The organism is Stieleria maiorica (genome assembly GCF_008035925.1).
GTDB classification, from domain to species: domain Bacteria; phylum Planctomycetota; class Planctomycetia; order Pirellulales; family Pirellulaceae; genus Stieleria; species Stieleria maiorica.
Map to the genome: position 1 here is coordinate 8,299,883 of NZ_CP036264.1, position 26,786 is coordinate 8,326,668.

Below are 26,786 nucleotides of genomic sequence, written 5' to 3' on the forward strand. Positions count from 1 at the left end.
TGACTCGATGCAATGCGCATGCCATCGCCCTTGTTCGCATCGAATCGGCACGGGCGCGCCATTTCGCACAGGTGGGACAATACGCGCGCTGCGCAAGCCGATCTCACTCGCCCCTGACGATGTTTTGATTTTGGCACAAATCATGCAAACCTGTCTGCCGAACACCCCCAAGGAAACTGCCATGCAACGATTTAAGAACATCTTGGTTTATGCGGGAACGGATGACCCGGAAACAGCGATCGCACGGGCCTTTGAGATTGCCAAGGAAAACAAGGCCGTGGTCACGCTGATGGATGTGATTAAACCCTTGCCCAGTGCGATCGGAATCATGACGCACGAGGCCAGTCCGGATAAATTGGAGCATTTGCTGATCGAAGACCGCGGACAGAGGTTGGTCGATCTGGCCAATCAGTTCTGCCGCGAAAGTCTGTCGGTCGAGATCCTGGTCCGTTGCGGTTCGCCCGCTCAAGAAATCACCAAGCGGGTGCTCGCCGGCGGGCATGATCTGGTCATCAAGACCGCCGACGGATGCACGACGACCGGGCGTTTGTTCGGCAGCATCGCTCGGACACTGCTGCGAATTTGTCCCTGCCCCCTTTGGATCCTGAAACCCAAGGTCCACGCGGCGTTCAACCAGGTGCTCGCGGCCATCGACTTGGATGCCGATGATGAAACCCATTTGAAACTGAACAACGACATTCTGGAATTGGCCTATGCGGTCGCCCGGCGTGACCAGGCAAAATTGCATCTGGTCAGCGTCTGGGACATGTGGATGGAACAATCCCTGCGCAGACGCGCCGGAGACGCAGAGGTCGATGCGGCGCTTGCCAAACGCGAAGCCAAGGTGCGCAATCGCCTGGATCGGTTGTTGCAGCCGCCGTTTGAAGGCGGCGACGAAATCGAAGTCCACCTGCAGCGCGGGCAAGCGGCAACCAATATTCTTGGTGTCGCCGATGAGATCGAAGCCGACCTGGTTGTCATGGGGACGGTTTGCCGCACGGGAGTGGCCGGATTTCTGATCGGCAACACCGCCGAAAACCTGCTCTCGGCGATGAAGTGTTCCGTCCTCGCACTCAAACCCGAAGGATTCCAATCCCCGATTGAAATCAATGAAGACGACGAAACGGCAGAATCATGCATGTTGCCGATGACCTAACCGACGGATGCGCCGATTGGACAAGGTGGTTTCATCAATGGCGGTCCGTGTGACACCCTACAGGTACGACGATGAGTCACGCCGATGCCACCGCGACCGCCAACCGTCCGACGGATTCACAACTGATCCAGGCACTCACCCGCCCCGAGGCGTATCCCAAAATCATCGCTTCGGGCCGCGATCCCGGACCGATCGAACTGCACCAGACGCACATCTCGTGGGTCTTTCTGGTCGGCGATGTCGCGTTCAAGATCAAAAAACCCGTTCGCAATGCCTTCCTGGATTATTCCACGCTGGAGAAACGCAAGCACTTTTGCGAAGAGGAACTCCGCTTGGACCGCAGGTTTGCCTCGGATCTTTACCTCGATGTCGTTCCGCTTTCATTGTGCGATGGACAACCGATCGTCGAGGGCTCGGGAGAGCCGTTCGAATACGCGGTCAAGATGCGGCGATTTCCGTCGGGCGCGCTGCTCAGTGAACGCATCGAATCGGACAAGCTGACGACCGACGAAGTGTTCGAACTGGCACGATGTGTGGCGGATTTTCATCAATCGGCCGAGCGTCTGGACCTCAAAACCGGGAACAAGCAACTCGGTTCGATCGAATCGGTTTACCGAAACGCGACCGACAACCTGACGGCACTTCGGAATGTGGTCGGCGGCGATTCGGCCAAGGTCGTCCGCGTCCTCGGCGATTGGACCGACAGGTACTTTCACGAGCACCGCCGCGTCTTTTCCCAGCGTGTCGCCAACGGGTTCATTCGTGAGTGTCACGGTGACATGCACCTGGCAAACATCGTTCACTGGGGCGACCAACTGATCCCCTTTGACGGAATCGAGTTCAACGAGTCATTTCGTTGGATCGACGTGCTGAGCGATGCGGCGTTCGCGGCGATGGACTTTGCGGCCCGAGAGCGATTGGATCTGTCACGCAGCTTTATCAATGCCTACTTAGAAAACACCGGCGACCACGCCTCGCTGGTCGTGCTGCGTTGGTACCTGGTCTATCGCGCGCTGATTCGTGCCAAAGTGTCGGCGATCCGTGCGTCCCAGCCCGGCATGTCGGCCGCCGATCAGACCGCCGCGATGGACGATTGTGAACACCATGTCGAATTGGCATACCAGTTTTCGCTGCGTGACCGCCCCCAATTGTGGATCACGCACGGGGTCAGCGGCAGCGGCAAAACGACCGCCAGCCAGTGGGTCGTGCAGCAACACGGTGCGATTCGTCTGCGCAGCGACATCGAGCGCAAGCGGCACTTCGGATTGGCCCCTTCCGACCGCGTCAGCGACCGGCAAAAGCAAACCCTGTACTGCGAAACGGCGCACCATGCCACCTACGAACGTTTGCACAGGATGGCACGCTGCATCCTTCGTTCCGGCTATCCGGTCATCGTCGATGCGACCTTCCTGCGGCAGGCCGACCGCCAGACCTTTCGATCCTTGGCCAGTCGCGAAGGGGCGACGTTCGGAATCCTTGATTGCCGCGCCGACGAACAAACGCTGCGGCAACGGATCACCGACCGCATCGCCCGCGACGAGGATGCTTCGGACGCCGATCTGGCAGTGCTCGATCAACAGCTTGCCAGTCGCCAACCGCTTTCGCAGCAGGAACAAAACAGCGTGGTCGAAACCCGCGACTAGCTGAGCAACCCCACGCTGCTGTAGCGACGCTCGCCGACGCGTGAAAACGCCGCCGAACCACCTTCTGGTGAAGGTGGCTACGACGGTCGGGCGGATGGTGAGGGCTTACTTGGCTTTCACCGCCACCCGTTTAGCCTTGCTGACTTCGCCTTTGGGCAAATGGATCGTGATCACTCCGTTGTCGGCTTCGGCGACCACGTCTTCGGCTTTGGTCCCCGGAGGCAGTGCGATGCTGCGATAGAATGATCCATAGCGACGTTCGATGCGATGCACCTTGGTTTCCTTGTCGTCGGTTTCCGCTTCTTCTTTCCGCTCGCCCTTGATCGTCAACCGATCTTCGCTGACGCTGATTTCAACGTCTTCGGGTTTGATCCCCGGCAAATCGACTTTGACTTGCAATGCTTGGTCGGTCTCCGAGATGTCAACACTCGGTTGCCATTCGCTGGCCGGCAGCATGCTTTCGAAATCGCCGTTTCCACCCCAGAAGTTTTGCAGCGCGCGATCAAATTCGTCTCGCATCCGATCGATGCTTGTCGGAAAGGAAGAACGATGTCTGGTCAGAAGTCCCATCTCACTCTCCTTCATTGAAAACACGTGATACATTGTTTGGCAGACGTGCCCGGTGCACATCGTCGTTTTTGATGAATTGCAAAATCCATACCATTTCATGAATGCTGCTCCCCTGACGCTGGTTTGCTCCCACTGCCTTGCCGTCAATCGAGTCCCCGCAGATCGTCTCCATGACCGACCGATCTGTGGCAAATGCCAAACCACGCTGCTGCCCTCCGCACCGGTCGCGCTGACCGATCAGTCCTTCGGCAAGTTCGTCGCACGCTCCGATGTCCCGGTGCTCGTGGACTTTTGGGCGTCGTGGTGCGGCCCCTGTCGAATGATGGCCCCCGCATTTACCGAAGCCGCCGCAGAACTGTCTCCCCAGTTCATCCTGGCGAAACTGGACACCGACGCCGCACCGCAAACGGCCGGTCAGTTTTCGCTGTCCGGTATTCCGACGATCATTTTGTTTCTGCGGGGCAGCGAAATCGCGCGCCAATCGGGCGCGATGAACACCGACCAAATCGTTCACTGGGCCCGATCGAGCGCGCCTCGGGTGTGAACCATCCGCACATCCGACGGGGCACCCAACCGCGGTCTCGAGTTTTTATCCCTCGTCCCTGGGTCAGTCTGGTAACATTGTCTTGCTCGCAAGGGTACTGGTCAGCAATAAATCTTACGTCCTCCGCCTCCAGATGTGCGGCCGTGCGTGGCTGGAGCCACACGTGCAGTGCGTTCCCAGGCGGAGCCTTGGAACGAGACAAACGCCTGGCATGCTCCTGCGTTGCAACGCTCCCGGTGCGGCTGCGAAATTTGCTATCCTGAGGCTTCCCGCCCAAGCCCACGCTTCGCCCCGAACCCAAATGTCCGCACCGATCCCCCATCTTGACCGCGAGCAATACCAGCGCGACGGGTTTCTGCTTCGCAAGTCGCTGTTCGACGCCGAAGAAATCGACCTGCTGCGACGATCCGCTCGGGAAGACAAACAGCTCGACGATCACGCTTTCGGTCGTGCCGATGGCGAAGGTGGGACGGTGCGATTGTCGCTTTGGAATCATCCCGGCCAAGGCATCTATGGCGCCTTCGCCCGCTGTCACCGGATGGTCGACACCGCCGAGCAACTGCTCGATGACGAACCCTATCATTACCATTCCAAAATGATCATGAAAGACGCCCGCGTCGGCGGCGCGTGGGCCTGGCACCAGGACTACGGGTACTGGTACGCAAACGGCGTCCTGACGCCGAACCTGGTCAGCGCCTTCATCGCCGTGGACCCCGCCACCCGCGAAAACGGTTGCTTGCAGGTCATCCGAGGCTCCCATCATTGCGGACGGATTCACCATCAATTGACCGGTGATCAAGCTGGGGCGGACGTCGAACGGGTGGGTGAGATTTTAAAACGAATGGAATTGGTTTATGTCGAAATGGATCCCGGTGACGTTTTGTTCTTCCACGCCAACCTGTTGCATCGCAGCGATCAGAACAAGTCGGACAATCCGCGTTGGTCGATGATCTGTTGCTACAACGCAAAATCCAATGATCCCTACAAGGATTCGCATCACCCCCGCTACACACCGATCCAACGCTTGGACGATTCGGCGATCAAGACAATCGGCGTCAAACGATTCGATGAGGATACCGCCGAAGCCGCCTTTCTGGATCCCGACCATGACGCCAGCGCCAAGTCGCTGCAGGACGAGTAACGGTTTCGATGCCTGACCGCCCCGCCCCTGAACCGCTGGACTACCTGCCCACCTTGCCCCGAAATCTGGACGTCGGCATCGGGTGCATCGGCGCGGGCTTCATCATGGCCGACTGCCATCTGGTCGCGTATCGCGAGGCCGGATTGCAACCGGTCGCCATCACCTCGCGCACGGCCGAAAATGCTCGGCGGGTCGCCGAGCGTCATTCGATCGGCTCGGTTTACTCGACCTACCATGAAATGCTGCAGGACCGGCGCGTCGAAGTCGTCGACATCGCCGTCCCGCCGGATTGCTTGCTCGATGTCGTCCGCGACGTTGTGAAATCCCCGCAGATCCGAGGCATCCTGGCACAAAAACCACTCGGCGTCTGCCTGGACCAGGCCGAACAGATCGTTCAATTGTGTCGCGATGCGGGCATCACGCTGTGCGTGAACCAAAACATGCGTTACGACCAATCGGTCCGAGCCTGTCATCATCTGATTCATCGCGGTGACCTGGGCGATCCGGTCTTGGCAACGATCGACATGCGAGCGATCCCGCACTGGATGCCTTGGCAACAGCGTCAGGGTTGGGTCACCTGTCGTATCATGTCGATCCATCACCTGGACACCATGCGCTACTGGTTCGGCAACCCGGATCGCGTCTATGCCAGCTTTCGGACCGATCCGCGGACTCAGTTCGATCACCACGACGGCATCGGGCTTTACATCCTGGAATACGAATCGGGGCTGCGCTGCATGATCTGCGATGACGTCTGGACCGGACCGGCACGCGAAGGGGCCGCCCAGGCCATCGGCATCACCTATCGTGTCGAAGGCACCGAAGGGCTGGCACTGGGGGAAATCGGATGGCCCAAGTACCCGGAACGAACCCCCAGCACGTTGCAGTACAGCACCACGTCGACCGGCATTTGGCATCGCCCGCAATGGGACCAGGTCTGGTTTCCCGACGCATTCTTGGGACCGATGGCGGAATTGTTGGTCGCATTGGAAACCGATAGCCAACCGGCAATCAACGGCGACGACAATTTAGCCACCATGGCACTGGTCGACGCCTGCTATCAATCAGCCCGCGAGCACCGGGCAGTGGAATTGGATCGGTAGGGCAGGCCGTTGGGATTGCGGCTGAGATGACAGAAAAATGGGGGGCAGAAAAATAAAAGACAACAACATCCCATAGTCCCGTTCCGAGTCCCCCACAATTCGTTTTCAACCAATCTTCTTGTCAGCCATTTTCCTGTCTAACTTCCTCTCCCATTTTTCTGCCCCCTATTTTTCTGTCATCTCCCCACCGACCGCTTTGCAACGGTGCAGCGTCATCAGTGCGAACCCGGTACCGTAGGGGCGATGGTAATCGTACAACGGGTAATCCCACCACGATCCGTTCTTTTCTTGACGATCCAAGATCAGCTTGGCCAGCATGGCCTGAAAGGGCGCCCGATCATCGGGCGGAAGTTGTTCCAAACAGAGGGCACCGTAGTAGTGTCCGAAATAATAAAAGTAGCCCGCCACTTGCATCCAAGACTCGTGCGGAATCGGCCGTTTGCGCCCGATGTCCAGCCATCCGTTGCGGACATACAGTCGGTACAGCCAGGTTTTGACCACGTCGTCGGTCACCGTTTCGTCTCCCCACGCCCGGAGCGCGGCGTTGCAGCACTGCGTCCGTCCCAAACTTCCGCCCGGGCGATTGATTTCCCGGGCCGGTCGATCTTTCAGATACTCACCGTACAAGTAACTGAAATCGGACTTCTTTTGGCGGTTGGTGGCGGCGACGGCCCGTGCGACGATTCGCTCGGGAGGCTCGACTCCGATGTCACGGGCCTCGGCCAACGCGATCAATACGGCGCCGTTGACGAAACTGATCGAGCTGGATGTCGGTTGATTCGCCTGGTAGCGAAAATCGTAGTAGCCCCAGCCGCCGTCGACCGATTCATACCGCTGCAGCATTTCAAACTGATCGCGGATCAACGCGACAATTTTTTCTTGGGCGGCACTCTCACCGGCGTGTCGTCGGTGCAAACGCACGAGTGCCTGGATCGAGTAGGCGTGTCCCCAGACGTTGTAGATCGCATCGCCACTGGCGCGACGCAGGGACCCGAGATGCTCGTACAGCCAAGCCTCGGCCTGATCGATCGTCGCTTGGGCTTTCGGATCCTCGGGCGCGACTTCCAACAGCGCCGACAGTGCCAGCGAAGTTGTTCCGGCGCGAAAGGCATGGTGCGCCCCCGGGACCGGCGCATAGATATTCAACCCCTTGGTTTTGGTCGGCGATCCCCACGACCCGTTTGCGTTCTGGTCGGCGATCAAGAACTCGACGCCGCGTCCGATCGCAGTCTGCAAATCGTCTTCCGCCGCCGGCTCGACCACGGGCAACGGGCGGACTTCATCCCCGATCCGAATCGTTTCCTCAGTCCGAGCGTCGGACGGGCCGAGCATCAGGACGGAAACCGCCGCCAGCAAACATCGCGCAAAGGAGTTCATTTGGCCGGTTTGTCCTGTTTCGGTTCCGAGTCGTCGGCATCGTTTTCCGGTGCATCAAAGTGCAACTCACAGGTCATCGCGGGCAACACTTCGGCAGGCAGTTTGCCTCGCACGTTCACGATGCAATCGAATTTGCCGGCGGCAAACGGGACGATCGAAATCGATTTGACGACGCCATCAAGCTCGGTATCCGAGACGCCTTTGGGAACGACCGTGCAACGGTCCCCGACATGCACGACCTTCAATTTATCTTCCGGCAGCTCGACGCGGACACGCAGCTTGGAGGGGTCAACTACCGTCCCGACCACTTGTTTGCCGGTGACCGCCGTATCCTTTTCCAGTTCGACCGGTTTTGCCGGCAACTTGCCTCGGGTGATCGCGCCGTAAACAAAGATCCCATCGATCTCTGATTTCAGAACCACCTTTTTTCGTTCGGCCCGCATCTCTTCAAACGCCTCGACCTGTTCCTCCAGCTTGACGCGTTTGCGTTGCAATTCCAGATCGCGTTTCTGTTCGTCGATCGTCATCGCGTGCATCGATTTTTCGTATTCGATGTCGGCCCGCGATAAAGCCTCTTCCTGCTCGGCATCGCTTCGGGGGACCGATTGTTTGATCGTCCGGTCGTGTTGAATCTTGGCCCGCTCGAGAGCGAATTCGGCCGTCTCCATCGCCCGCTTGGCGCGGCGCAACACGATCTCTTCCGACTCCTCGGTCAGGTCGTCTTCTTTGTACATTTGTTCCAGCTGGCGATACTCTTCGGTCGCGCTTTCGAGCGAGAACTCAGACGACGCGAGCGAAAACGCCGCCTGTTTGATCGTCCGCTCGCGATCGGTCCGCTGGTAGTTGTCGTAGGCCTGCTGCGCCAAATCGCGCGTTCGACGCGTCTTCGCCTTATCGAGCGTCTGCTGTTTCAAAAACTGTTCATGTGCGAATTCGTCTGCTTTGAGGTCCAGACGTGCGATCGCGAGGTCCGATTCGGCGCTGCGGATCTTGTCGTCCAGCGGCTCGGTATCAAACCAAACCAGCGACTGTTCTTTTGTCACTTGGGTGCCATGGGGAACGATCCGCTCGATCAGCAATTGCGTCAGATGTTCGTTGCCCGGCGTGACTTCGAATTGCCGAAGCGCCTCAAACGTGCCATCAATCTTGATCGGTTCTGCAACCGCATTGTCGGCGGGCGCGGCCTTTTCATCCTTCTCCTGTGCATAGCCGCCTGGGACAAACACGCACAGTAGCAAGACCAGGGGGGGCATCGGCCGGCAGAACGCTGGCCCGCAAAATCGTGTCATCGTGGTGTCGCTCTTCGTGGCAGAATCGAGATCGTGTCAACGGCCCCATGATTACTCATCCTCCGGCCGAGGTCCAGTTTTTCTTATGCTCCAGGGGCGATCCACGCCGCTTTTTGACCGCGGTCGAATGACCGAGTGGCTATGATAAGGGAAACCGAGTCCTTCCCCAGTTTGTCGGTTTGTCGCCATGGCCAGTGCAGAAATCGGAAGTCCTTCCAACAACTCCGAACTCGAATCGAGTCCAGCCGATGCAGGTCCGGACGATGCCAATTCGGCCATCGGCCACCACGATGGTGCGAGCTCAGACGCGCTCGACTCGACTCTCGCGCTCCCGGACCGTTTGCTGAAACACTCCTGCGAGTGCCGCTGGACCGCTACTCTGGATGGGCCTCGGTTTCGATGGATCGATGCGGCGTCAGAGAACGTGTTTCGCAAAACTGCCGCAGAGCTGCTGTCCGAACCGGATGCCCGATTGGAATTGATCGACGAGGAAGACCGCTCGTTGATTACCCGAGTCTGGCGGGATCTGGAAAAAAACGGACAGGCGCAATACGACTATCGACTGGCGACATCGGAGGGGCCGGCGATCTGGATTCGTGAAACCGTCATTTTGGTTCACGATCAAGTGCCGGAGCCGCTGCTGTGCGGGGCCAGCCACGACATTTCCGAACAACGGCATCTCAGTCGTTCGCTGGGTGATTCCGAAGCCGTCTATCGTTCACTGGTTGAAAGTCTGCCGTTGTGCGTGCTGCGCAAGGACACGCGTGGTCGCTTGCAATACGCAAACGAATTGGCGTGTGACGTGATGGGCGTCTCGGCACCGGCCATCATCGGAAAGACCGACTTTGACCTCTTCCCCGCAGACCTGGCCAAAAAATACTTGGCCGACGACCGGCAAGTGATCGAAACCGGAAAACTGCACCACAACGTCGAACGGCACCAGGATTCCAGCGGCAACCTGAAACACGTCGAGGTCTGGAAGGCGCCGGTTCACGACGTCAACGGCAAAGTCGTCGGGATTCAGGTCATGTTCTGGGACATCACCGACCAAAAGAACGCGGAACATCAGGTCGAGTACGAAAAATTCCTGCTCTCGATTTTGCTCGATACCGTTCCAGATGCCGTCTATTTCAAGGACGTCGACAGCCGCTTCATTCGGCTCAGCCGCAGTTGCGCCGCCAAACTCGGTGTGGATGATCCGCGTCAGGCGATCGGAAAATCCGATGCCGACTTCTTCGGGCGTGAACATGCCCGCGAGGCGCTCGCCGACGAACGCCGAATCATGGAAACCGGCGAGACGATCTTGGCCAAGATCGAACGTGAAAACTACCCCGATCGCGACGACACCTGGTGCAGCACGACGAAGGTTCCGCTGCGAGATCTCAACGGCGAGATCGTCGGGACCTTCGGGATCTCACGCGACGTCACCGATCAAAAGAAAGCCGAACAGGAACTCTCGCGCGAGCGCGATTTGTTAAAAACGATCATCAACAACGTCCCCGATCTGATCTATGTCAAAGACCGCGCGGGGCGTTTCATCACCGCCAACGCAGCTTTGGTCGATCTGCTCGGGTTGCAGTCGCCCGAAGAGCTGATCGGAAAAACCGATTACGATTTTTCACCGGCGGAGATGGCATGCAACTATGTCACCGATGATCAAAACGTCATGCGGACCGGCGAACCGCTGATGGATCGCGAAGAATCGCACCACGGTGACCGCGGCGAAGAACTTTGGCTGTTGACGACCAAGGTCCCGCTGCGCAGCCCGGAAGGGGACGTGATCGGTGTGGTCGGCATCGGCCACGACATCACCGAACGGAAGAAGTTTGAGAAGGAACTGATGGAGGCGAAAGAGATCGCCGACAAGGCCAACCGGGCCAAGAGCGACTTTTTGGCCAACATGAGTCATGAAATTCGCACGCCGATGAACGCCATCATCGGCATGACCGATCTGGTGCTCGACACCCGCTTGGATGCCACCCAGCGCAATTTCCTTTCGATGGTCCAAGAATCCGGCGAAGCGTTGCTGGCGGTGATCAACGACATCCTCGACTTCTCCAAAATCGAGGCGGGAAAACTGGAGATCGAATGCCAGACCTTCGACCTCCGCGAAAGCCTGGGCGATACCATGAAGACGCTCGGTTTGAAGGCTCACGCCAAAGGATTGGAACTGGCCTTTCGCGTCGACCCGGCGATCCCACGTTACCTGACCGGCGATCCAGGGCGGCTCCGTCAAATCATCGTCAACTTGGTCGGCAACGCCATCAAGTTCACCGAACAGGGGGAAGTGTTCGTCGAAGTCGAGCTCGTTTCACAATCCGATGAAGAACTGGAACTTCAAGTCTCCGTGCGAGACACGGGAATCGGGATTCCCGAAGATCGATGCAACGCGATTTTCGAAGAGTTCGAACAGGCCGACACATCCGTCACACGCCGCTTCGGTGGCACCGGCCTGGGGCTCGCCATCTCGTCCCGCCTGGTCGGATTGATGGGCGGAGCGATAACGGTCAGCAGCGAAGTCGGCCAGGGCAGTCAATTTGCCTTTAACATTCACCTGCGACAAGCGCCCAATGGGACCGAGGCCAGTGCGCTCAATGGCTTGGTGTACGTCGGCGGTTCGAAAGTGCTGGTCGTCGATGACAACACCACCAATCGAAGGATCCTGCAAGAGATGCTCGGGAACTGGGGGATGGTTCCCGTCCTGGCCGACTCCGGAGAGCTGGCCCTTGACTTGCTGCGTGAATCCGAACAGCGTGACGAACCCTGCAAATTGGTCATCAGCGATGTGCACATGCCCGAAATGAGCGGGTATGACTTTATCGAAGAAGTACGTCGGGACCCGGACATCTCCGAAACGCCCATCATCGTGCTGACCAGTGGCGGTCGAGAAGGCGAGGATGCGTTGCGAGACCGGCTGGACATCTCCGAACGATTGATGAAACCCGTCAAACAATCCGAGTTGTTTGATGCCATCGTTCGCACGCTCGGGGTGACGGCGCCCGAGGACACGCCGGACTATGACTTCAATGAACCCGTTCATGAGTCCATCGACAATTTGAAGGTTCTGTTGACCGAAGACAACGCGATCAACCAAAAGCTGGCCATCGGAGTCCTCACTCGGTTCGGACATCAAGTGACCGTCGCCAACAACGGCGCCGAAGCGGTCGAAGCGTTTCAGAACCACGACTTTGACGTCGTACTGATGGACGTGCAAATGCCCGTCATGGATGGCTTCGCCGCCACCGAAGCGATCCGCGAACTCGAAAAAGAAACCGGTGGTCACGTTCCGATCATCGCCATGACCGCGCACGCCATGAAAGGCGATCGCGAAAAATGCATCGATATCGGAATGGACGAATACGTCGCCAAACCGATCCGTATCGGTGTCCTGAAAGAAAAACTCCTCAAAGTGCTCCAGGGCCCCTCGCCCGACGATGCCCAGCCGACCTGTCAGCCGCCCGAGTTTGCCGAATCTGCATGCGCGAGCGAAGAGTCGGCGGAGGCGGAGACCGACGGCAGTGCAGAAATGGAGTCGGGGGATATGGAGTCGGGGGATATGGAGTCGGGGGATATGGAGTCGAGGGATGAGGGCAGCGCTGGGGACGGCGACCTCGATCGGGCGGTCGGCTACGACTTAGAACCCGTCCGCACCATGGTCGCGGGCAACGAAGAACTGATGCGTGAACTCTTGGTCATGTATCTGGACGAAAGCGAGATGCTGCTGGGGCAGATCGAATCGGCGATCTTGGCCAATGACGGCGAGGGCGTCCGCCGCGCCGGGCACACCCTCAGTGGGGCCTCCCGCAGCGTCGGCGCGGCGGAGACATCCGAGATCGCGCAGGGGTTGCGTTCGGTTCAAGACGAGGGGCCGTTTGACGACGCCGCCGAGTGCGTGACACGGCTCCGCGCCTCGGTCGCCGACGTGGCCAAAGTCATGAAAGACTACCTCGCCACCGACCCCGCCTGACCCGCCATCGCTTCCATCGCTTCCATCGCCCCCCGCTGACGTGTCGGGCTGGCACAGGCACGCTGGATCGGAAGCGTCGGGAAAATCAACACGCCGTCGCCAGCGATTGGCCAAGACGTCGACAAGCCATGGCGGGTTTTGCCGGCCCGCAGACATTAGATCGTTGTCGATGTAGCAATCTTTGCGTTCGTTGCCCCTCAGTTCTCCAAGCCCATGAAACTCCGCTTCTCGCTCTGTGCCGCCTTGCTTTCCACGGTCGCAGGATCCACCGCCATGAACACCCGTGTTTCCGCTGACGATCCGTCAACACTCTCCGTCCAAATTCAGGAAACGGCGGCCAACGCTTCCAAACGCTATCCGGCCGAAGTCCTCCAAACTTTCCAAACCGGAATCGAAAACGTTCGCGCCACCGGCATCGAAAAATCGGCGAAACAAGTCGGTGACACGGCTGCCGATTCGACGCTGAAAGGTTGGGACGAACAGCCGGTCACGCTCAGTGAAGTGTGGGAGAAGAACCCCGTCATTTTGATGTGGTATCGCGGGGGGTGGTGCCCCTATTGCAACCTGCAACTACGAGCGATGCAGAAACAAATCCACGCGATCGAGGGGGCGGGGGCCAAGCTCATTGTGCTGTCGCCGGAACTTCCGGAAAACGCGAAAGAGACCGCCGAGGCCAACGATCTGGACATGCTCGTCCTGCATGATGCCAACAATCAATTGGCCAGGAAGTTCGGCATCGTGTTCCAATTGCCGGATGCCATCCTGCCGGTCTATCGAGACAAGCTGCAACTTGCCAAACGCAACGGCAACGACGCCATGGAACTGCCCTTGGCAGCCACCTACGTCATCAACACCGACGGCAAGATCATCTACGCCTTCCTCGACGCGGACTACAAGAAACGAGCCGAGCCCGCCGAAGTGGTCGCCGCCGTGAACCAGTTGCGATAGAGAGCATTGTCTATCGGGAAAGGATGGCAGAATAATGAGGGGCAGAATAATGAAGTCAGGGTGGGATCTAAATGATCATTCTGCCCCGAATCATTTTGCCTTCCTACGCTCCCCGCGGTCACCATCCGATCTGATCTGCCTGTATCACGCTTCGATTTGGTGTCACGCACGAACCTAGCCCCGCCACGGCCCCCAACGGTAAAATCAGGTTTTAGGAACTGACAGCGTTTGGTCGCGAATTGGGGAATCGTCATGCGTCACGGGGCCAACATTGACCCGCCGAACCGGTTCGAAGCATTGCATCGGGAACCTGACCTCGAACACCTGGAATGGGACGAGGAGCATCTGCGTTCGCTGACCGATCGGAAAATCGAATACATCGACGACGCTTCTCAGAGCATCGTCTCGCAGAACTCCTCTCCCGACATTCCGTTTCGGTGCAGCCTGAACCCGTATCGTGGGTGCGTCCATTCGTGCTCCTATTGCTACGCTCGTCCGGGGCACGAATACTTGGGGTTCAACGCCGGGCTGGACTTCGAAACCAGGATCGTCGTCAAGCGAGACGCACCTCGATTGTTCCGTGAGTTTCTGTCCAAGGGGAACTGGAAACCCGAGCCGATTACTTTTTCGGGTGTCACGGATTGTTACCAGCCGGCTGAACGAGAGTTTCGTCTGACTCGGAAGTGTCTTGAGGTTGCCTTGGAATGCCGCCAGCCGATCAGCATCATTACAAAGAATGCATTGGTTGTACGTGATCTGGGAATCCTCCAGCAACTCGCTGCGGACAAGCTTGTCCATGTTTATCTCTCCATTACCAGTCTCGACCCAGAACTCTCTCGGGACATGGAGCCTCGGACCAGTATCCCCAACGCCCGATTGCGAGCCGTCCGATTGCTCTCCGAAGCGGGGATCCCGGTCGGCGTGATGACGGCTCCGATCATTCCCGGCCTGAACGATTCCGAGATCCCACAACTTCTTGAGGCGGCCAAAACGTCGGGAGCGATCACGGCCGGTTACACGCTGCTTCGACTCCCGCTTACGGTGGAACCGGTCTTCATCGAGTGGCTCCGGCGGGTCCGCCCCAACCACGCAGAAAAAGTGCTGGGCCGACTCCAGCAGGCTCGGGGTGGAAAACTAAACAGTTCCGCTTGGGGAGAGCGGATGGTCGGCCAAGGGATGGTCGCCGATCAGATCCGAAACCTGTTCCGCATTTTCCGTCACAAGCACGGCTTGGACCGCCAAATGCCACCTTACAACTGCGATCTATTTCGGCCTCCCGCCGCCAAATCCGGTCAGCTGCGGCTTTTCTAACCATCCTGATCTTCTTGTCACCCATTTTCCTGTCGCCTGTTCGCTCTACTGTCGTGTCCCATTTTTCTGTCATTCTCAAAATGGGTGGCACCAAATCGTATGCCTTCTCGTGATCTTTATTGGTAAACTTGCGCAGTAGCAATGCGTTGGAACCGAGGGGAGACGTCAATGCCATCTGAGAAGGCTATCGCAAGATCTTTTTGCTATGCATTGTTTGCATTGCTCGTTTCATGGAGTGGGGTGAATAATGCCTGGGCAACCGATAGGTCACCACTGGAACGCAGGGTCATTGAGGCGTGGGGCAAGCGGTCCAGTCGTGCCCCGTCCTTACACTACTCTTTCAGCGGCACCTCAGTCTCAATGCCTGGACGCTACAACAATTCGCTGAGCGCTCGTCAGCGGAAAGGCAAAGATATCCCTGGTCAAGAGACGGCGTACCCACAAAAGCGAAGCCTATCGATCGACTTCAAAAGCGGGAACTTCAGCGTCGAAGAATTCGATTGGTTGATGAACACTGACACCAGCCAAATGGGCTTTGCGCACACCAGGCACTGCGTCCTCGAAGGCGCGTATACACTTCACAATATCGATGCAACTGGGAAAAAAGCGGGGGGAACGTTTCTGGAGTACGGTGTTTTCGGAGGACCAAGCACCTACATCCCGTCCGTCGCCAATTTCTATTATGGACTCTTTGCATGCCATGGCTTTTTCGTGGCGAGCGATGACGGCCCCTTTGCCGTGGTTAACTTGAAAAAACTAGGCGATAATGGAAAAACCTCGTGTTCGACGCGCGAGGAGGCGGGAAGCGTCTATGTTACGATCCGGCATGAACCGATTCGCAATTACGTTTTCCGGACTGAATTTGCTTGCGATGCCGACAACGAGTATCGACCGACTCGATCCTCGCACTACTCCAAGGGGAGGCTCATGAACGAGATCTCCTATACCTACGCTGGGAGTGCCGGAACCAAAGACGATTATGTTTCAGCAATCACTGTCAATCGCTACGAATTCATTCGTCCTCACAATTTGAAGGGGCCTTATGCGATGGACGTTCTAACGAACGATGGGTTTCGTTTATCCACTAGCGGATTTGATGACAGCATTTTTAGGATCGACCCTGCGGAAGGCGCCTGGTGCATTGACTATCGCAATATGAAGCTCTTTCGCTGGCACCAAGAAGACATTCCGTTGGCATGGTCAGCAGTTCCAGGTCCATGAGTCGTCGCAGCGTCTATTGCGACAAAGCTGGCGATCAAGCGGTAATGCAAGATTGCTTCACGCTGAAAACGTTTACAGAGCGATTGTCGGCCAAGCAATTCTATGATCGTTGAGTTTCCGGAAACCTCTTGGGTGGGTTCCGGAAAACGAAGGGTTGTTGTCGAGTGGCACCCAATTTCCTTTCACCTGTTCTTCCGACCGTCCCGTCCCATTTTTCTGCACCTCATTTTTCTGTCATGCTCATGATGGATTGCACCAAACGACGGCCCGCGAGACGCCAAGCTTGCCGAGTCCACATGAGGGTGGGGACCGGAAAGAAAGCGGGGGTCAAAAAATCTGTTGGTCAAAAAATGGAGCCACCTCGCAGCAATGACTCCCAAGTCACCAATATTTTTTGACCAACCCATCTTTTGACCAGATCTCCCCAACCTGCCTGAATGGCGTCTCTGCCAGAATGGTGCCATTCACAAACCACGCCTGACCTTCGCTTTGCAGGCGTTAGCGTGCCCAATGCCCATCGCTACCCGACCTGATTGATGGCTGGCAGCAAAGGACGGTTGGGGAAAAGATTTCTGTTTTTCCAGTGTCAATTGTCGATCTCGCCTGACGTCGTTCGACAACTTTATGATCGCCGGATCAAAGGGTCGAGAAGGCCGACGAGAAGGCGAGCGTAACTTCCACTCGGAGAATCACTCAATGAGCAAACAGATTTTTGTCAACTTGCCCGTTTCTGATCTGCAACGCTCCACAGCGTTTTACCAAGCACTTGATTTCAAGAACAATCCGCAGTTCTCCGACGAAACGGCCGCCTGCATGGTTTGGAGCGAGGCCATCTTCGTCATGTTGCTGACCCACCCAAAGTGGCAAACGTTCACCGATCGTCCGATCTGCCCCGCCACATCCAGCGAAGTGATGCTGGCTTTTTCTTGCGATCACCGCGACGCCGTGGACAAAATGATCGAGGTGGCCGGGGAACATGGTGGCACCGTAGACATCAATCCGGTGCAAGACCACGGCTTCATGTACGGCCGATCCTTCGCCGATCTCGACGGCCACGTCTGGGAGCCGTTCTGGATGGACCCCCAAGCCGTGGAGCGATAGGCCGACGCTCTGGAAGCGGCCCTTTTGCAGGCTTGCAGTCCTCGGGTGCGGCAGGGCAGTGCTTCAGGGGCTACGGAGAGCAGCAAACACGAATTGAATGGACCACTTCATCAAGGAGATTGACGAATGCCAAACCGAATTGTTAGTCGAACCGAATGGAATGAAGCGCGCGCGGAGCTGCTTGCTCGCGAAAAAGAGCAGACGCACGCCAGCGATGCGTTGGCTGCAGCTCGGCGGCGGCTACCGATGACGCCGATGGAACCGGTCACGGTCATCGGGGCAAATGGATCCGTTGGGCTGCAGGAGGTGTTTGAGGGCCGGCGACTCTTGATCGTTTACCACTTCATGTGGAAAAACGGGAAGCCACACCACCAGCAGTGCGAAGGGTGCACGCACAGTCAAGCGGCCATGACCGCTGCGGTGTGTGCCTATCTGGCCGAGCGAGATGTGACCTACGCCGTCTTCAGCAGCGGCCCGATCGACGAGATTCTCGCCTATCGGGATTTCATGGGCTGGACGATGCCATGGTACTCGACCGCCGACTCCCCGGACGTCTTGGCGACTCGAAATGGCGGCGACCTCCGCTGCTATCTGAGAACCGACGATCAGGTGTTCCAGACCTACGAAACCAAATGGCGTGGAATCGAAGCCATGATGCCTTCGCTGCAGTTGCTCGACCTGACAGCGGACGGCCGCCAGGAAACCTGGGAGGACTCGCCAGCGGACGTTCCCCTTGCCAAAGCCGGTTCGTGGTGGCGCCGTGCTGGCCGTCCGATTGCTCAGTGGACGCGCACCGATGAAGCGGTTGATTAGAGCGGGCAAAAACTGAAGACGGCGGCACGAAGTGCTAGCCAATTCAATCCAAGCGGTCGCCAGTCCCCGGATCGCGACGCTGACGCCTGTGCAACATCTTCTTGTCACCCATTTTCTTGTCGCCAGTTCGCCCCACCGTGGAGGAGGCTCGCACATGGTACGACAGCCCGGCCTACCAGGAAGCCGCTCAGCATCGTTTCCGTGGCGCGGTCAACCGCGGCCTCATCGTGGAGGGGATTTGACCCGGTGAACTCCCTCGCCAAACTCCCGACAAGTTGCGTCCGTAGTACCCTTGCAGAACAGGTCGATGGTTTCAGCGAGGCTGCGAGCGAGTCACCGAGAAGGCATTCTCCCTTTGTCTATTCCATGGATTCACGAAGCCGACGGTCGACTGCAATCGCAATCTTTCCTTGCACACCGTTGTTGGAACTCTCAAGACGCGCATGTGCGAGCGGAATGTCGGCGAGCGAATAGACAGCGCCCACGTGTGGCTGGAGCTGACCGCGCTCTATCAATGCACTCAACTCATCAAGCTTGCCGCGGTTTTGTCTTGTGAAAACGAAGTGATAACTCGCGTTTTTACCCCAGGCTTGAATGAGGTTTTGTGGCAGCGCGGTGTCCACGATTGTGACAACGCGGCCAAGTTGGGCCAGCGCGTCGGGGCTGCGCGACAAGGTGTCGCCGCCGATGGTATCGAACACCACATCGACTCCTCGGCCACCCGTTTCCCGCATGATGGAATCGACGTAGTCCTCCTTTTGGTAGTCGATGATCACATCGGCCCCCATACTTCGTGCGAACTCAGCGTTTGCTTCGCGCACGGTCGTGAACACCTTCGCTCCGATGGCTTTTGCGAGCTGGATCGCCACATGACCGACTCCTCCTGCGCCACCGTGTATCAGAATGCATTCACCAACTCTTAGCACCGCACGTACGATCAGTGCTTCCCACACCGTTCCGCCAACCAAGGTCAGGCTTGCCGCCTCAAGATGGCTCAACGAGGCAGGCTTCTTTCCGATGATGCTTTCGGCGGCAACGTGGTACTCGGCATAACTCCCGGGCCCGTCAAATATTTGCGGGGTGTACCAGACTTCGTCTCCTGGAGAGAAGGTCGTCACACCCGCTCCGACTTCTTCGACCACGCCCGATACGTCGTGTCCGGTAATGGCCGGCAGTTGCACCAGGTCGTGATAATCGCCGCGTCGGACCTGGTAATCCAACGGATTGATGGAGGTTGCATGTACCCGGACCAGGACTTGCTTCGCGTGCGGCACCGGCTTGGGGACGTCACAAAGCTCGAACGATTCCGGGCCACCAAACGACTTCAGTATTATCGCTTTCATTGCAATCTGCATTTCGATACATCGATGAACGATTCTGCTGAGCAACCGAGGCACGCTGAACAATAATGTGCACCAAGTAGCGGACATGCGGCCCCGGTCAGGTGCAGGGGATGGTTCGGCGTCTTCGCTTGCTCAGCGAGCGTAAATCACTTCTTCGCCCGCGCCGGCCTCGAACCTGTCCAGCTTGGTTTCGCGCCCATCGCGTTGCACGCTTTGCGCCTTGTCGTAGCTCTCCATCAGCGCCCGGTAGTGCGGCACCAGGTCGACCATGACTGCCGCGAAGTCCATCGCGTCGGGGCGGTTCCAGGTGCTCATCAGTTCGCCTAGTACGGCGAACGTGTCGATCGGCATCGCTCCAGCCTGAGCGATGCGGGCGAGCGTCAAGTCGGTGGCCAGTTGGGAGTGGTTGCCCGAGGCGTCGATGATGCAGAAGACCTTGTACCCCGCGACGACGGCGCTGATTGCGGGAAACGCCATGCAGACGCTCGTAAGCGTGCCGGCGATGAGCAGCGTCTTGCGGCCCGTCTCCTCGATGGCCTCCACCCACAGCGGGTTGTCCCAGGCGTTGACTTGGCCAGTCCGCGAGATGTACACCGCCTCCGGGTTCTGCTGGTGGATTTCAGGGATCAGCGGGCCATTCGGCCCGTCCGGAACCGAGGCCGTCGTGAAGGTCGGAACCTTGGCGAGACGAGCCACCTTCGCCAAGGCGATGACATTCGATCGCAGGACGGGGAGTTCGATGTCCTTGACCAGTTGAAATAGCCCGCTCTGGTGGTCAATTAGCAGCATCACCGAATCGTCCGGGTCGATCATCCACTTGTTGACTGTGCTCATGGTTTTCTCCAGAAGAGAAGAGTTCTCTGTTCTGCACCGCGACACCGCGATGTCTGCAAAGCAGGATAGAAAACCGGATGAGGAGAGTATCGGCGGTTATTGCGGACTCTTTGGCGATTCTTGCTGTCTTCAGGCGAATCGCCTGGGAGTGACGCCGACGAGCCGTTTGAAGTGCCGGTTGAGTTGGCTCTGATCACTGAAGCCGACCGCGATGGCGATCTGGACAAGCGAGAGTTGCCGCGCGGCGATGAGTCGCTTGGCGCGCTCAACGCGCTGGTGGATGACGAACTGATACGGCGGCAGGCCGGTCGTCTGCTTGAACAGCCGCGCGAAGTGGAATTCGCTCAGGTGGGCGACATCGGCAAGGTCGGCAAGGGAGATGTTTTGGTCGAGATGCGCGTGGATGTACTCTTCGACCGCCCGCAGCGCATGTCGCGGCAGTCGGCCGCCTGCCTCGCGGATGCCCCCGCCCGAACCCTGCCTGTTGGACATCTGTCGAATCAGTTGGACGACCAGCACATTCGCCAGCGACTCGGCACACAGTCGCCCGCCCGGACCACCGGTAACCAGCTCGCGGCGAAGGGCCGTGAGGGTAGCGATTACCTCCGGGCTAGATTGGTCATAGTAGCGAACTGGAAAATGAAAGCGGGCCGGGTCGAGATCGAATGCCTGTTCCGCAACTTTGGCGACCAACGCCGGGGACAACTGGTAGTGGGTCGAGTCGGTCAAGTCGCCCGTGTTGCGCCACCGCCATCGGCTTTCGACGCCGGGGGGCAGAAGATTCACGGCGTGCGGCAAGCCGTCCCCGCTGTACCGGGCGTCATCGCAACGGTGATCGGCACGCTCCGGAAAGATCTCGCCCGTGAGGACGAGCATCAGACATTCGAGCGGCGGATGGACGAAGTCGCTCGCGGGCTGCCGCGTGTTGTATTCGACCCGAAGTCCATTCCAGCCGAGCGTCGCGCTCGTGTGCCGGAACGCATACGGCACGTGTCTCAGCCGATCATCGGGGGTGAGCGGATGCAAGGATTTCAGTGGTTGGACTGTCCGCGTCATGATGCAACCTGCTGGTCTATGCCTCCTTCGCCGACCGCCAAAGCTAGCCGGCAGGAGTTGCGGAGGAACCTCGGAACTCCGACAAGCCGTGAAGCGGCACGGCCTGTCGCAGCATCATTGAAACACATTGTTCGGCATTACCGACCAGCTTCATGGTAGTGCTTTCGAGGCCAACTTCATAGCAACCGGATTGGAATTCGACCGGTAAAACAAAGGACAGGGTTTTCACAGCGCATCGCCTAGCCGCGAAGTGAATGACGTTGTCTGATTTGGGATCGGCATACGCGACAGGTTAGACCGTCACTTGATCGTCCCTTACAACGATGGGCTCGTATTTTGGCCGTTCGGACAACAATACCCCCAAACCTTCCGCGGTGGTGGGATGCGCGAAGATCGCATCCGTCAACAGGGTGTACGGCACTGGTGCCAACATCGCCGTTTGGACGGCCGCCAGCATCTCGCTCGCTTCCACACCAAATGCCGTGAACCCGAGAAGGCGATCGTCATCTCCCACGAGCGCTTTTACAAACCCTCGAGTCTCCGAGAGTGTACGACTGCGCAGCACAGCTGCCATAGGAATCTTTGCTACCCGGAACGCAATACCTTGGCGTTTTGCCTCCGTTTCGTTCAGTCCCACGCGAGCGAGTTCGGGGTCAGTGAACATTACCGAAGGGATCAAGCGATTGGTGGTCGTGCGATTGCCGCCTGCCAAGTTGTCGCGAACGACGCGGAAGTCGTCGTAGCTCACGTGAGTGAATTTCGGGCTTCCCGCCACCTCGCCTAATGCCCACACCTCTCTTGCCGTCGTCTCAAGGCGGTCGTTCACACGAATGAAGCCTGCTGCGTCGAGTTCGATTCCGCCTTTCGACGCGTCCAGGCGGTCGGTGTTCGGCGTCCTTCCTGCGGCGACAAGAAGGTCGGTTGCGGTAATCATTTCGGTTTTCGGTTCATCTCCGATGCGAAACGCGATTCGAACTTGGGCGCGCGTACCAGTTGCAATGAAGACCCGTTCGCCGCGCAGCAGCCTCGTTCCACCCGATCGCAACTCGACGGCGATCGTCCGGTCTTCGACAAATCGCCCTTCCCCAACGACAACTTCGGCGCCACTGGTGTTAAACCGCTCAATGTGCAGGTCGGCAAGCCCGTCGATCATACCTTGCTTGCGACGCACCACGCCTCGCATATCGACCGAAATGCTGTCCGTCGAAATACCAAACTCTTCTCCGCGGCGCAGTAGCGAGGCCACTTTCGCGCTGTGGATCACGTTCTTGCTGGGCAAGCACGCCACGTTGGGGCAGGCACCACCGAGTGCGCTGCGCTCGACGACAATCGTCGACTGATTTTGACGGGCAAGAGTCCAAGCCAGGAACTTGCCCGCTTCGCCACTGCCAATGACGACATTGTGATAATGCTCTTTCCTCATGCTTGATCCGAGATTGTGGATGTCAGTCGCGGGAATGGCTGAGTCGGTCATGGGGATCTCCTGAATGAAAGGTGACGCATCGTGAATACCGATGGCTATTCGGAATCGTGGGACGGAGGCGTTGCAGGGGAGTGTTGATTGGAATCGCTCAAGCGATAGTCGTTGCGTCGCTTGGTTTGAGAGAACGCCCATGCAAGCGTGTAGGATGCCACTTCTTCCCAGCCACGCTCGGCAATCAACAAATGAGAGCGGCCGGAGAATTCTTTGAAATCGGTCACCGAGTTTGAACAAGCATGACGGTGTAAGACGCGTCGAGTGATCGTGTTTGGGACTAGATGATCGTCGCTACCGGAAACCAGCAACAATGGTGCTCGTTTGTGATTGCAATAATTCACGTAAAGTGGTGAGCGCGGGGTCAGGTTCGAGAATGCTAGCTCAAAAAGCACGCGGGCAGGCGCCGGAACCACATAACGATCGAAGAGCTCTGCTGCCTCGTCGTCGTCCACCGCATTTGCGACCACACTTCGGAACCGATTCGATGACAGGGATACCGAACGCCCGTCGTTGAACGGATTGAGTAACACAGGGGCGATCATGCGGAGTTGTACGAACGTATACCGCCACACTCCAGGTGCCGCAGGCGCCGCGATGGCTACTCCTGCGCTGCCCCAACCACGGTCTAACAGCAATTGCACCAGGAGGCCGCCAAAGGAGTGTCCGATCAGGAGCACCGGAGTGTCGAGCTTCTCAAGCAACCGCTCGTAGTGCTCGAAGATTTCGGCCGTGCCCAGCTCGGCAATTGACCTTCCCCGCTGGCATGTTTGACCTACCGTCTCACCAAACCGAGGCCATTCGGGGACCAGAACGTTGTATCCCCGCGATCGGTAGTACTCTGCAAAGCGTTCCAGACTCTGCGATGAGAGCCAGAGTCCGTGTATTAGAACGATTGTGTAGGCTGTGGGAGACACTTCGGGGAGCAGTCGCTTGAGAGAAGGAACCTGTTTCTTTCGGCAGTCTCATTGAGCGTAGGAGGTGGACACCGGACCGCAATGACATTCGTTGACGCAGCAGTCAGGCCGCGTTAGGTGGTGGTGCCCTGTTCGGCAAATGTCGCTCACCCGAGACTGCTTCAAGTGACGCACGGGACACCGGTCGGTCCGGAAGCTTCCCTCAATCCCCAGCAGGTACGTATACTTGTGCACGTATGGTGGAAGTCGACTTTAATGGGCTCCGAGAATGGACAATGATCACACGACTTTGGCTGTTCAGCATTACCTGGAAGAACTTGCCCAGATGGAGGGCGATGCTGCGGTGGCCCCCGTCGTCGGCGAGCTCATCGCTCGCTCGGTCGCACGACTCCAGTTGCTCTGTGGGTCGCTATTGTTCAGAAGCTATCCTCGCCTGTTGTCCCCGCCACTCAATTTGCAAACAGAGGAACTGCTTAGCGCGGTTGTCGACCGACTGCTACGGGCGATTCGAGAAGTCAGACCCAAGACGGTTCGCCAGTTCTTTGCGCTCGCAAATAAGCACATTCGTTGGGAGCTCAATGACCTTGCGCGGCAACTGGACGGACCATCGGCAGCGCTCGAATTGCAAGAAGGACTCGTCGCTTCGCCTGAGCCGAGCGGCTCACAATTGAGCGGTAACGCGCGACGTATTTTGCAGGCGATCGAAGAACTGCCCGAGGCGGAACGTGAGACATTTAGCTTGGTACGTGTGCAGGGGATGAGCCACGTCGAGGTGGCTGAACTTGTCGGAGTCTCTACCAAGACGATTCAGCGGCGTCTGAATCGAAGTCTGATGCTACTCTCGGCGAAACTCAGCGATCTTGATCCCATGGCATCAACGCCAAATGGAGTCTAGTGGCCATGCCTCACAACGCGCGAGTAGAAGAACTCGTTGAGCAGATCATGGAGTCCGAAATCTCGACAGAAGAGGCTTGCCGCTTCGAACCGAGCCTGTTGCCGGCGGTGGTAGTTCGACTGGAACAGATCCGGGCCGTTGCCTTGCAGGTCGATTCGCTTTTTCCGTCCCGGGAACGAGCGGCATGGCCCGCGTCAGCAACTTTTCCATCAGGGGCAGCGCTGCCAACCGTGCCAGGCTACGACATCGAGGATGTGCTCGGCCGAGGTGGCGTGGGCGTGGTGTACAAGGCGACTCAGCTCAGCCTGCATCGTTCCGTCGCCCTGAAAATGCTACTGGTCGGCTCCTACGCAAGCCAGCTAGAACTGGCGCGATTCACTCGCGAAGCGAAGGCACTCGCTGCACTTCGGCACCCCAATATCGTCCAGATCTACGACGTGGGGCAGGTGGATGGCCGTCCGTTCTTCACCATGGAATTTGTGGACGGGGGGACGCTAGGGCAGCGATTTGCCAGTGCCCCCCATTCGGTCCGTGACGCGGCCAAGGTGATCGCGACGCTCGCGTCTGCAGTGCAGGCGGCTCACGATTTAGGGATCATTCACCGGGACCTCAAACCCGCCAACATTCTACTGACGGCCGACGGCGAATTGAGAATCACCGATTTCGGTCTTGCACGAAGGGTGGATGACGCAACCGCGCTCACTCGAACGGGCGCACGAATGGGAACTCCCAGTTACATGGCGCCCGAGCAGGTTCTCGGTACGACGCTCACGGTTTCGGCGGACATCTACGCATTGGGGGCACTGCTCTATGAGATGCTCACCGGTCGCCCCCCCTTTCGAGCATCAAGTTTTGCCGAGATCGAAAGACAGTTGCTCAATGACCAGGTTGTGCCTCCGTCCAGGCTGAATCCCAAGACGCCTCGCGATCTGGATACCATTTGCTTGAAATGTCTTGAGAAAGATCCACAGCGACGCTATGCCACCTCGGACGACCTCGCTGCCGACGTGGAAAGGTTCCTTCGTCACGAACCGATTCACGCCAGACCATTGAGCCGGACAAAGCGCTTTGTGCGATGGGGACGACGAAATCCATCTCTCGCCGCAGTGTTCTTGATGTTCACCGCGTTTCTCGGTTTGCTCGCCGTCGAAGGCTCCCGCGAGGTCGCATTCGCGGCAGGTCGTCGAGCCGAGAAAGCCCGGCTCACCGCGCGACTTGAATCCGGCCTGGAATTGATGCGCGCCGAGAAGTTTTCCGAAGCCGATGCGCTGCTGGGGAAACTAGGGGACGGAGGATTTGCAGATCTGCGAGAGCGAATTGACAGTGCGTTGAGCCATTTAAAATTGGTCGAAGATTTGGGGTTGGTGACGATCCGGCGAGTCTCTGCGTGCAAGATGCTTGGGCGATCTGCTCAGACCAACCGCGACGCGGAGCGGAGCTACGAGGCGCTCTTCCAGAATGCTGGGCTGGCCGCGATTTCCGACACGCCCCAAGAGGTTGCCACCCGCATTCGTCAAATGGACACGCACAACGCTCTTTTGGCCGCAATGGACGACTGGGCCGCAAGTACGCTAGATTTGGATCGCCGAGAGTGGTTGTTGGAGATCACCAGGAATGCCGATCCGGATCCTCGAGGGTGGCGCGGCCAAGCAAGAAACTCGGAAAATTGGGCCAAACCCCAGGCACTTTTGTCGCTTTCTCAAACAGACTTCGACGGCGAAGTTTCAGTTGAGCTACTGTGTCTGCTTGCGGATCGGATGGACGCGGCTGGCATCGACTCGCTTTCGTTCCGACGGAAGATCCAACGCGAAAGACCCGACGATTTTCTTGCCAACATGGTGTTGGCCGATGCGCTGAGAAGCGAGTCACCCGACGAAGCGATTCGCTTTCTGCAAGCAACGGTGGCGATCTCTCCCCATGTCCCCGCGGCGCACACCAAACTGGGGGCGACACTGCTCTCGCTGGGCAGATACGACGAAGCGCGTGAGTCGCTGGAAAAGGCGCTCTTACTGAATCCCGATTCCGAGATCGCTCGCACCTATCTTGCCAAATTCTAGCTGGACAGCGCCACTTCGTGGCTTGA

Annotated in this window: 22 protein-coding genes; 14 read left to right on the top strand and 8 right to left on the bottom strand. The window is 58.0% G+C overall.

Annotated elements, in window-relative coordinates; genetic code table 11:
• Nucleotides 1-181 precede the first annotated feature (181 nt).
• Nucleotides 182-1,156 (top strand): universal stress protein, encoded by a 975-nt coding sequence (locus Mal15_RS28090; protein WP_147870795.1) that lies wholly within the window; start codon nt 182-184, stop codon nt 1,154-1,156.
• Between the two features lie 71 nt (nt 1,157-1,227).
• A complete protein-coding gene (locus Mal15_RS28095; RefSeq protein ID WP_147870796.1) occupies nt 1,228-2,799 on the top strand; it encodes a bifunctional aminoglycoside phosphotransferase/ATP-binding protein in 1,572 nt (523 codons plus the stop codon).
• 105 nt (nt 2,800-2,904) lie between these two features.
• Here the strand turns inward: Mal15_RS28095 and Mal15_RS28100 are convergent, their stop codons facing one another.
• Nucleotides 2,905-3,369 (bottom strand): Hsp20/alpha crystallin family protein, encoded by a 465-nt coding sequence (locus tag Mal15_RS28100; protein ID WP_199773750.1) that lies wholly within the window; start codon nt 3,367-3,369, stop codon nt 2,905-2,907.
• Between the two features lie 97 nt (nt 3,370-3,466).
• Here Mal15_RS28100 and trxC point away from each other — a divergent pair, with 97 nt between their 5' ends.
• The 3 genes from trxC (at nt 3,467) to Mal15_RS28115 (ending at nt 6,157) form a co-directional block, all read left to right on the top strand.
• The gene (trxC, locus tag Mal15_RS28105; RefSeq protein ID WP_147870797.1) at nt 3,467-3,913 is read left to right on the top strand and encodes a thioredoxin TrxC; all 447 of its coding nucleotides are present in this window, start codon (nt 3,467-3,469) and stop codon (nt 3,911-3,913) included.
• A gap of 301 nt (nt 3,914-4,214) precedes the next feature.
• Nucleotides 4,215-5,054 carry a phytanoyl-CoA dioxygenase family protein gene (locus Mal15_RS28110; protein ID WP_147870798.1) on the top strand — a complete coding sequence of 280 codons (840 nt, stop codon included), beginning with the start codon at nt 4,215-4,217 and terminating at the stop codon, nt 5,052-5,054.
• 8 nt (nt 5,055-5,062) lie between these two features.
• On the top strand, nt 5,063-6,157 hold the full coding sequence (locus Mal15_RS28115; RefSeq protein ID WP_147870799.1) for a Gfo/Idh/MocA family protein: 1,095 nt from the start codon (nt 5,063-5,065) through the stop codon (nt 6,155-6,157).
• Between the two features lie 165 nt (nt 6,158-6,322).
• On the opposite strand, the gene Mal15_RS28120 is transcribed toward Mal15_RS28115, so the two are convergent.
• Together Mal15_RS28120 and Mal15_RS28125 are read right to left on the bottom strand one after the other, a co-directional pair.
• Complete coding sequence (locus Mal15_RS28120) at nt 6,323-7,534, bottom strand: prenyltransferase/squalene oxidase repeat-containing protein (RefSeq protein WP_147870800.1); 1,212 nt, start codon at nt 7,532-7,534, stop codon at nt 6,323-6,325.
• Entirely contained in the window at nt 7,531-8,823 is a 1,293-nt protein-coding gene (locus Mal15_RS28125; RefSeq protein ID WP_147870801.1) for an HlyD family efflux transporter periplasmic adaptor subunit, read from the bottom strand. The genes Mal15_RS28120 and Mal15_RS28125 overlap by 4 nt, the downstream gene beginning before the upstream one ends.
• A 424-nt stretch (nt 8,824-9,247) precedes the next feature.
• Between Mal15_RS28125 and Mal15_RS28130 the strand changes: the two genes are divergently transcribed.
• The 7 genes from Mal15_RS28130 to Mal15_RS35195 all read left to right on the top strand — a co-directional run bounded on the left by Mal15_RS28130 (nt 9,248) and on the right by Mal15_RS35195 (nt 18,426).
• Nucleotides 9,248-12,790 (top strand): PAS domain-containing hybrid sensor histidine kinase/response regulator, encoded by a 3,543-nt coding sequence (locus Mal15_RS28130; RefSeq protein ID WP_167547097.1) that lies wholly within the window; start codon nt 9,248-9,250, stop codon nt 12,788-12,790.
• 273 nt (nt 12,791-13,063) lie between these two features.
• Nucleotides 13,064-13,738, top strand: a complete 675-nt coding sequence (locus Mal15_RS28135; protein ID WP_147872610.1) for a peroxiredoxin-like family protein — start codon at nt 13,064-13,066, stop codon at nt 13,736-13,738.
• A gap of 252 nt (nt 13,739-13,990) precedes the next feature.
• Nucleotides 13,991-15,049, top strand: a complete 1,059-nt coding sequence (locus Mal15_RS28140; protein ID WP_147870803.1) for a PA0069 family radical SAM protein — start codon at nt 13,991-13,993, stop codon at nt 15,047-15,049.
• Between the two features lie 168 nt (nt 15,050-15,217).
• A complete protein-coding gene (locus tag Mal15_RS28145) occupies nt 15,218-16,270 on the top strand; it encodes a hypothetical protein (protein WP_147870804.1) in 1,053 nt (350 codons plus the stop codon).
• 696 nt (nt 16,271-16,966) lie between these two features.
• Complete coding sequence (locus Mal15_RS28150; protein WP_147870805.1) at nt 16,967-17,371, top strand: VOC family protein; 405 nt, start codon at nt 16,967-16,969, stop codon at nt 17,369-17,371.
• Nucleotides 17,372-17,497: 126 nt separating this feature from the next.
• Nucleotides 17,498-18,184 (top strand): DUF899 family protein, encoded by a 687-nt coding sequence (locus tag Mal15_RS28155; protein ID WP_147870806.1) that lies wholly within the window; start codon nt 17,498-17,500, stop codon nt 18,182-18,184.
• A 137-nt stretch (nt 18,185-18,321) separates the two neighbouring features.
• Nucleotides 18,322-18,426, top strand: coding sequence for a DUF1330 domain-containing protein (locus tag Mal15_RS35195; RefSeq protein WP_390623542.1), 105 nt, complete (start codon nt 18,322-18,324; stop codon nt 18,424-18,426).
• 117 nt (nt 18,427-18,543) lie between these two features.
• Here Mal15_RS35195 and Mal15_RS28165 read toward each other — a convergent pair whose 3' ends face one another.
• The 5 genes from Mal15_RS28165 to Mal15_RS28185 all read right to left on the bottom strand — a co-directional run bounded on the left by Mal15_RS28165 (nt 18,544) and on the right by Mal15_RS28185 (nt 23,808).
• Nucleotides 18,544-19,539: a zinc-dependent alcohol dehydrogenase family protein gene (locus Mal15_RS28165; RefSeq protein ID WP_233903078.1), complete on the bottom strand. Its 996-nt coding sequence runs from the start codon at nt 19,537-19,539 to the stop codon at nt 18,544-18,546.
• Between the two features lie 120 nt (nt 19,540-19,659).
• Nucleotides 19,660-20,361 carry an isochorismatase family protein gene (locus tag Mal15_RS28170; protein WP_147870807.1) on the bottom strand — a complete coding sequence of 234 codons (702 nt, stop codon included), beginning with the start codon at nt 20,359-20,361 and terminating at the stop codon, nt 19,660-19,662.
• A 129-nt stretch (nt 20,362-20,490) separates the two neighbouring features.
• Nucleotides 20,491-21,387, bottom strand: coding sequence for a helix-turn-helix domain-containing protein (locus Mal15_RS28175; protein WP_233903079.1), 897 nt, complete (start codon nt 21,385-21,387; stop codon nt 20,491-20,493).
• Between the two features lie 322 nt (nt 21,388-21,709).
• Nucleotides 21,710-22,891, bottom strand: coding sequence for a dihydrolipoyl dehydrogenase family protein (locus tag Mal15_RS28180; RefSeq protein ID WP_199773753.1), 1,182 nt, complete (start codon nt 22,889-22,891; stop codon nt 21,710-21,712).
• Between the two features lie 44 nt (nt 22,892-22,935).
• On the bottom strand, nt 22,936-23,808 hold the full coding sequence (locus tag Mal15_RS28185; RefSeq protein ID WP_167547098.1) for an alpha/beta hydrolase: 873 nt from the start codon (nt 23,806-23,808) through the stop codon (nt 22,936-22,938).
• A 268-nt stretch (nt 23,809-24,076) separates the two neighbouring features.
• Here Mal15_RS28185 and Mal15_RS28190 point away from each other — a divergent pair, with 268 nt between their 5' ends.
• Nucleotides 24,077-24,703, top strand: coding sequence for a sigma-70 family RNA polymerase sigma factor (locus Mal15_RS28190; protein WP_147870810.1), 627 nt, complete (start codon nt 24,077-24,079; stop codon nt 24,701-24,703).
• Nucleotides 24,704-24,708: 5 nt separating this feature from the next.
• Nucleotides 24,709-26,760 carry a serine/threonine-protein kinase gene (locus tag Mal15_RS28195; protein ID WP_147870811.1) on the top strand — a complete coding sequence of 684 codons (2,052 nt, stop codon included), beginning with the start codon at nt 24,709-24,711 and terminating at the stop codon, nt 26,758-26,760.
• Nucleotides 26,761-26,786 lie beyond the last annotated feature (26 nt).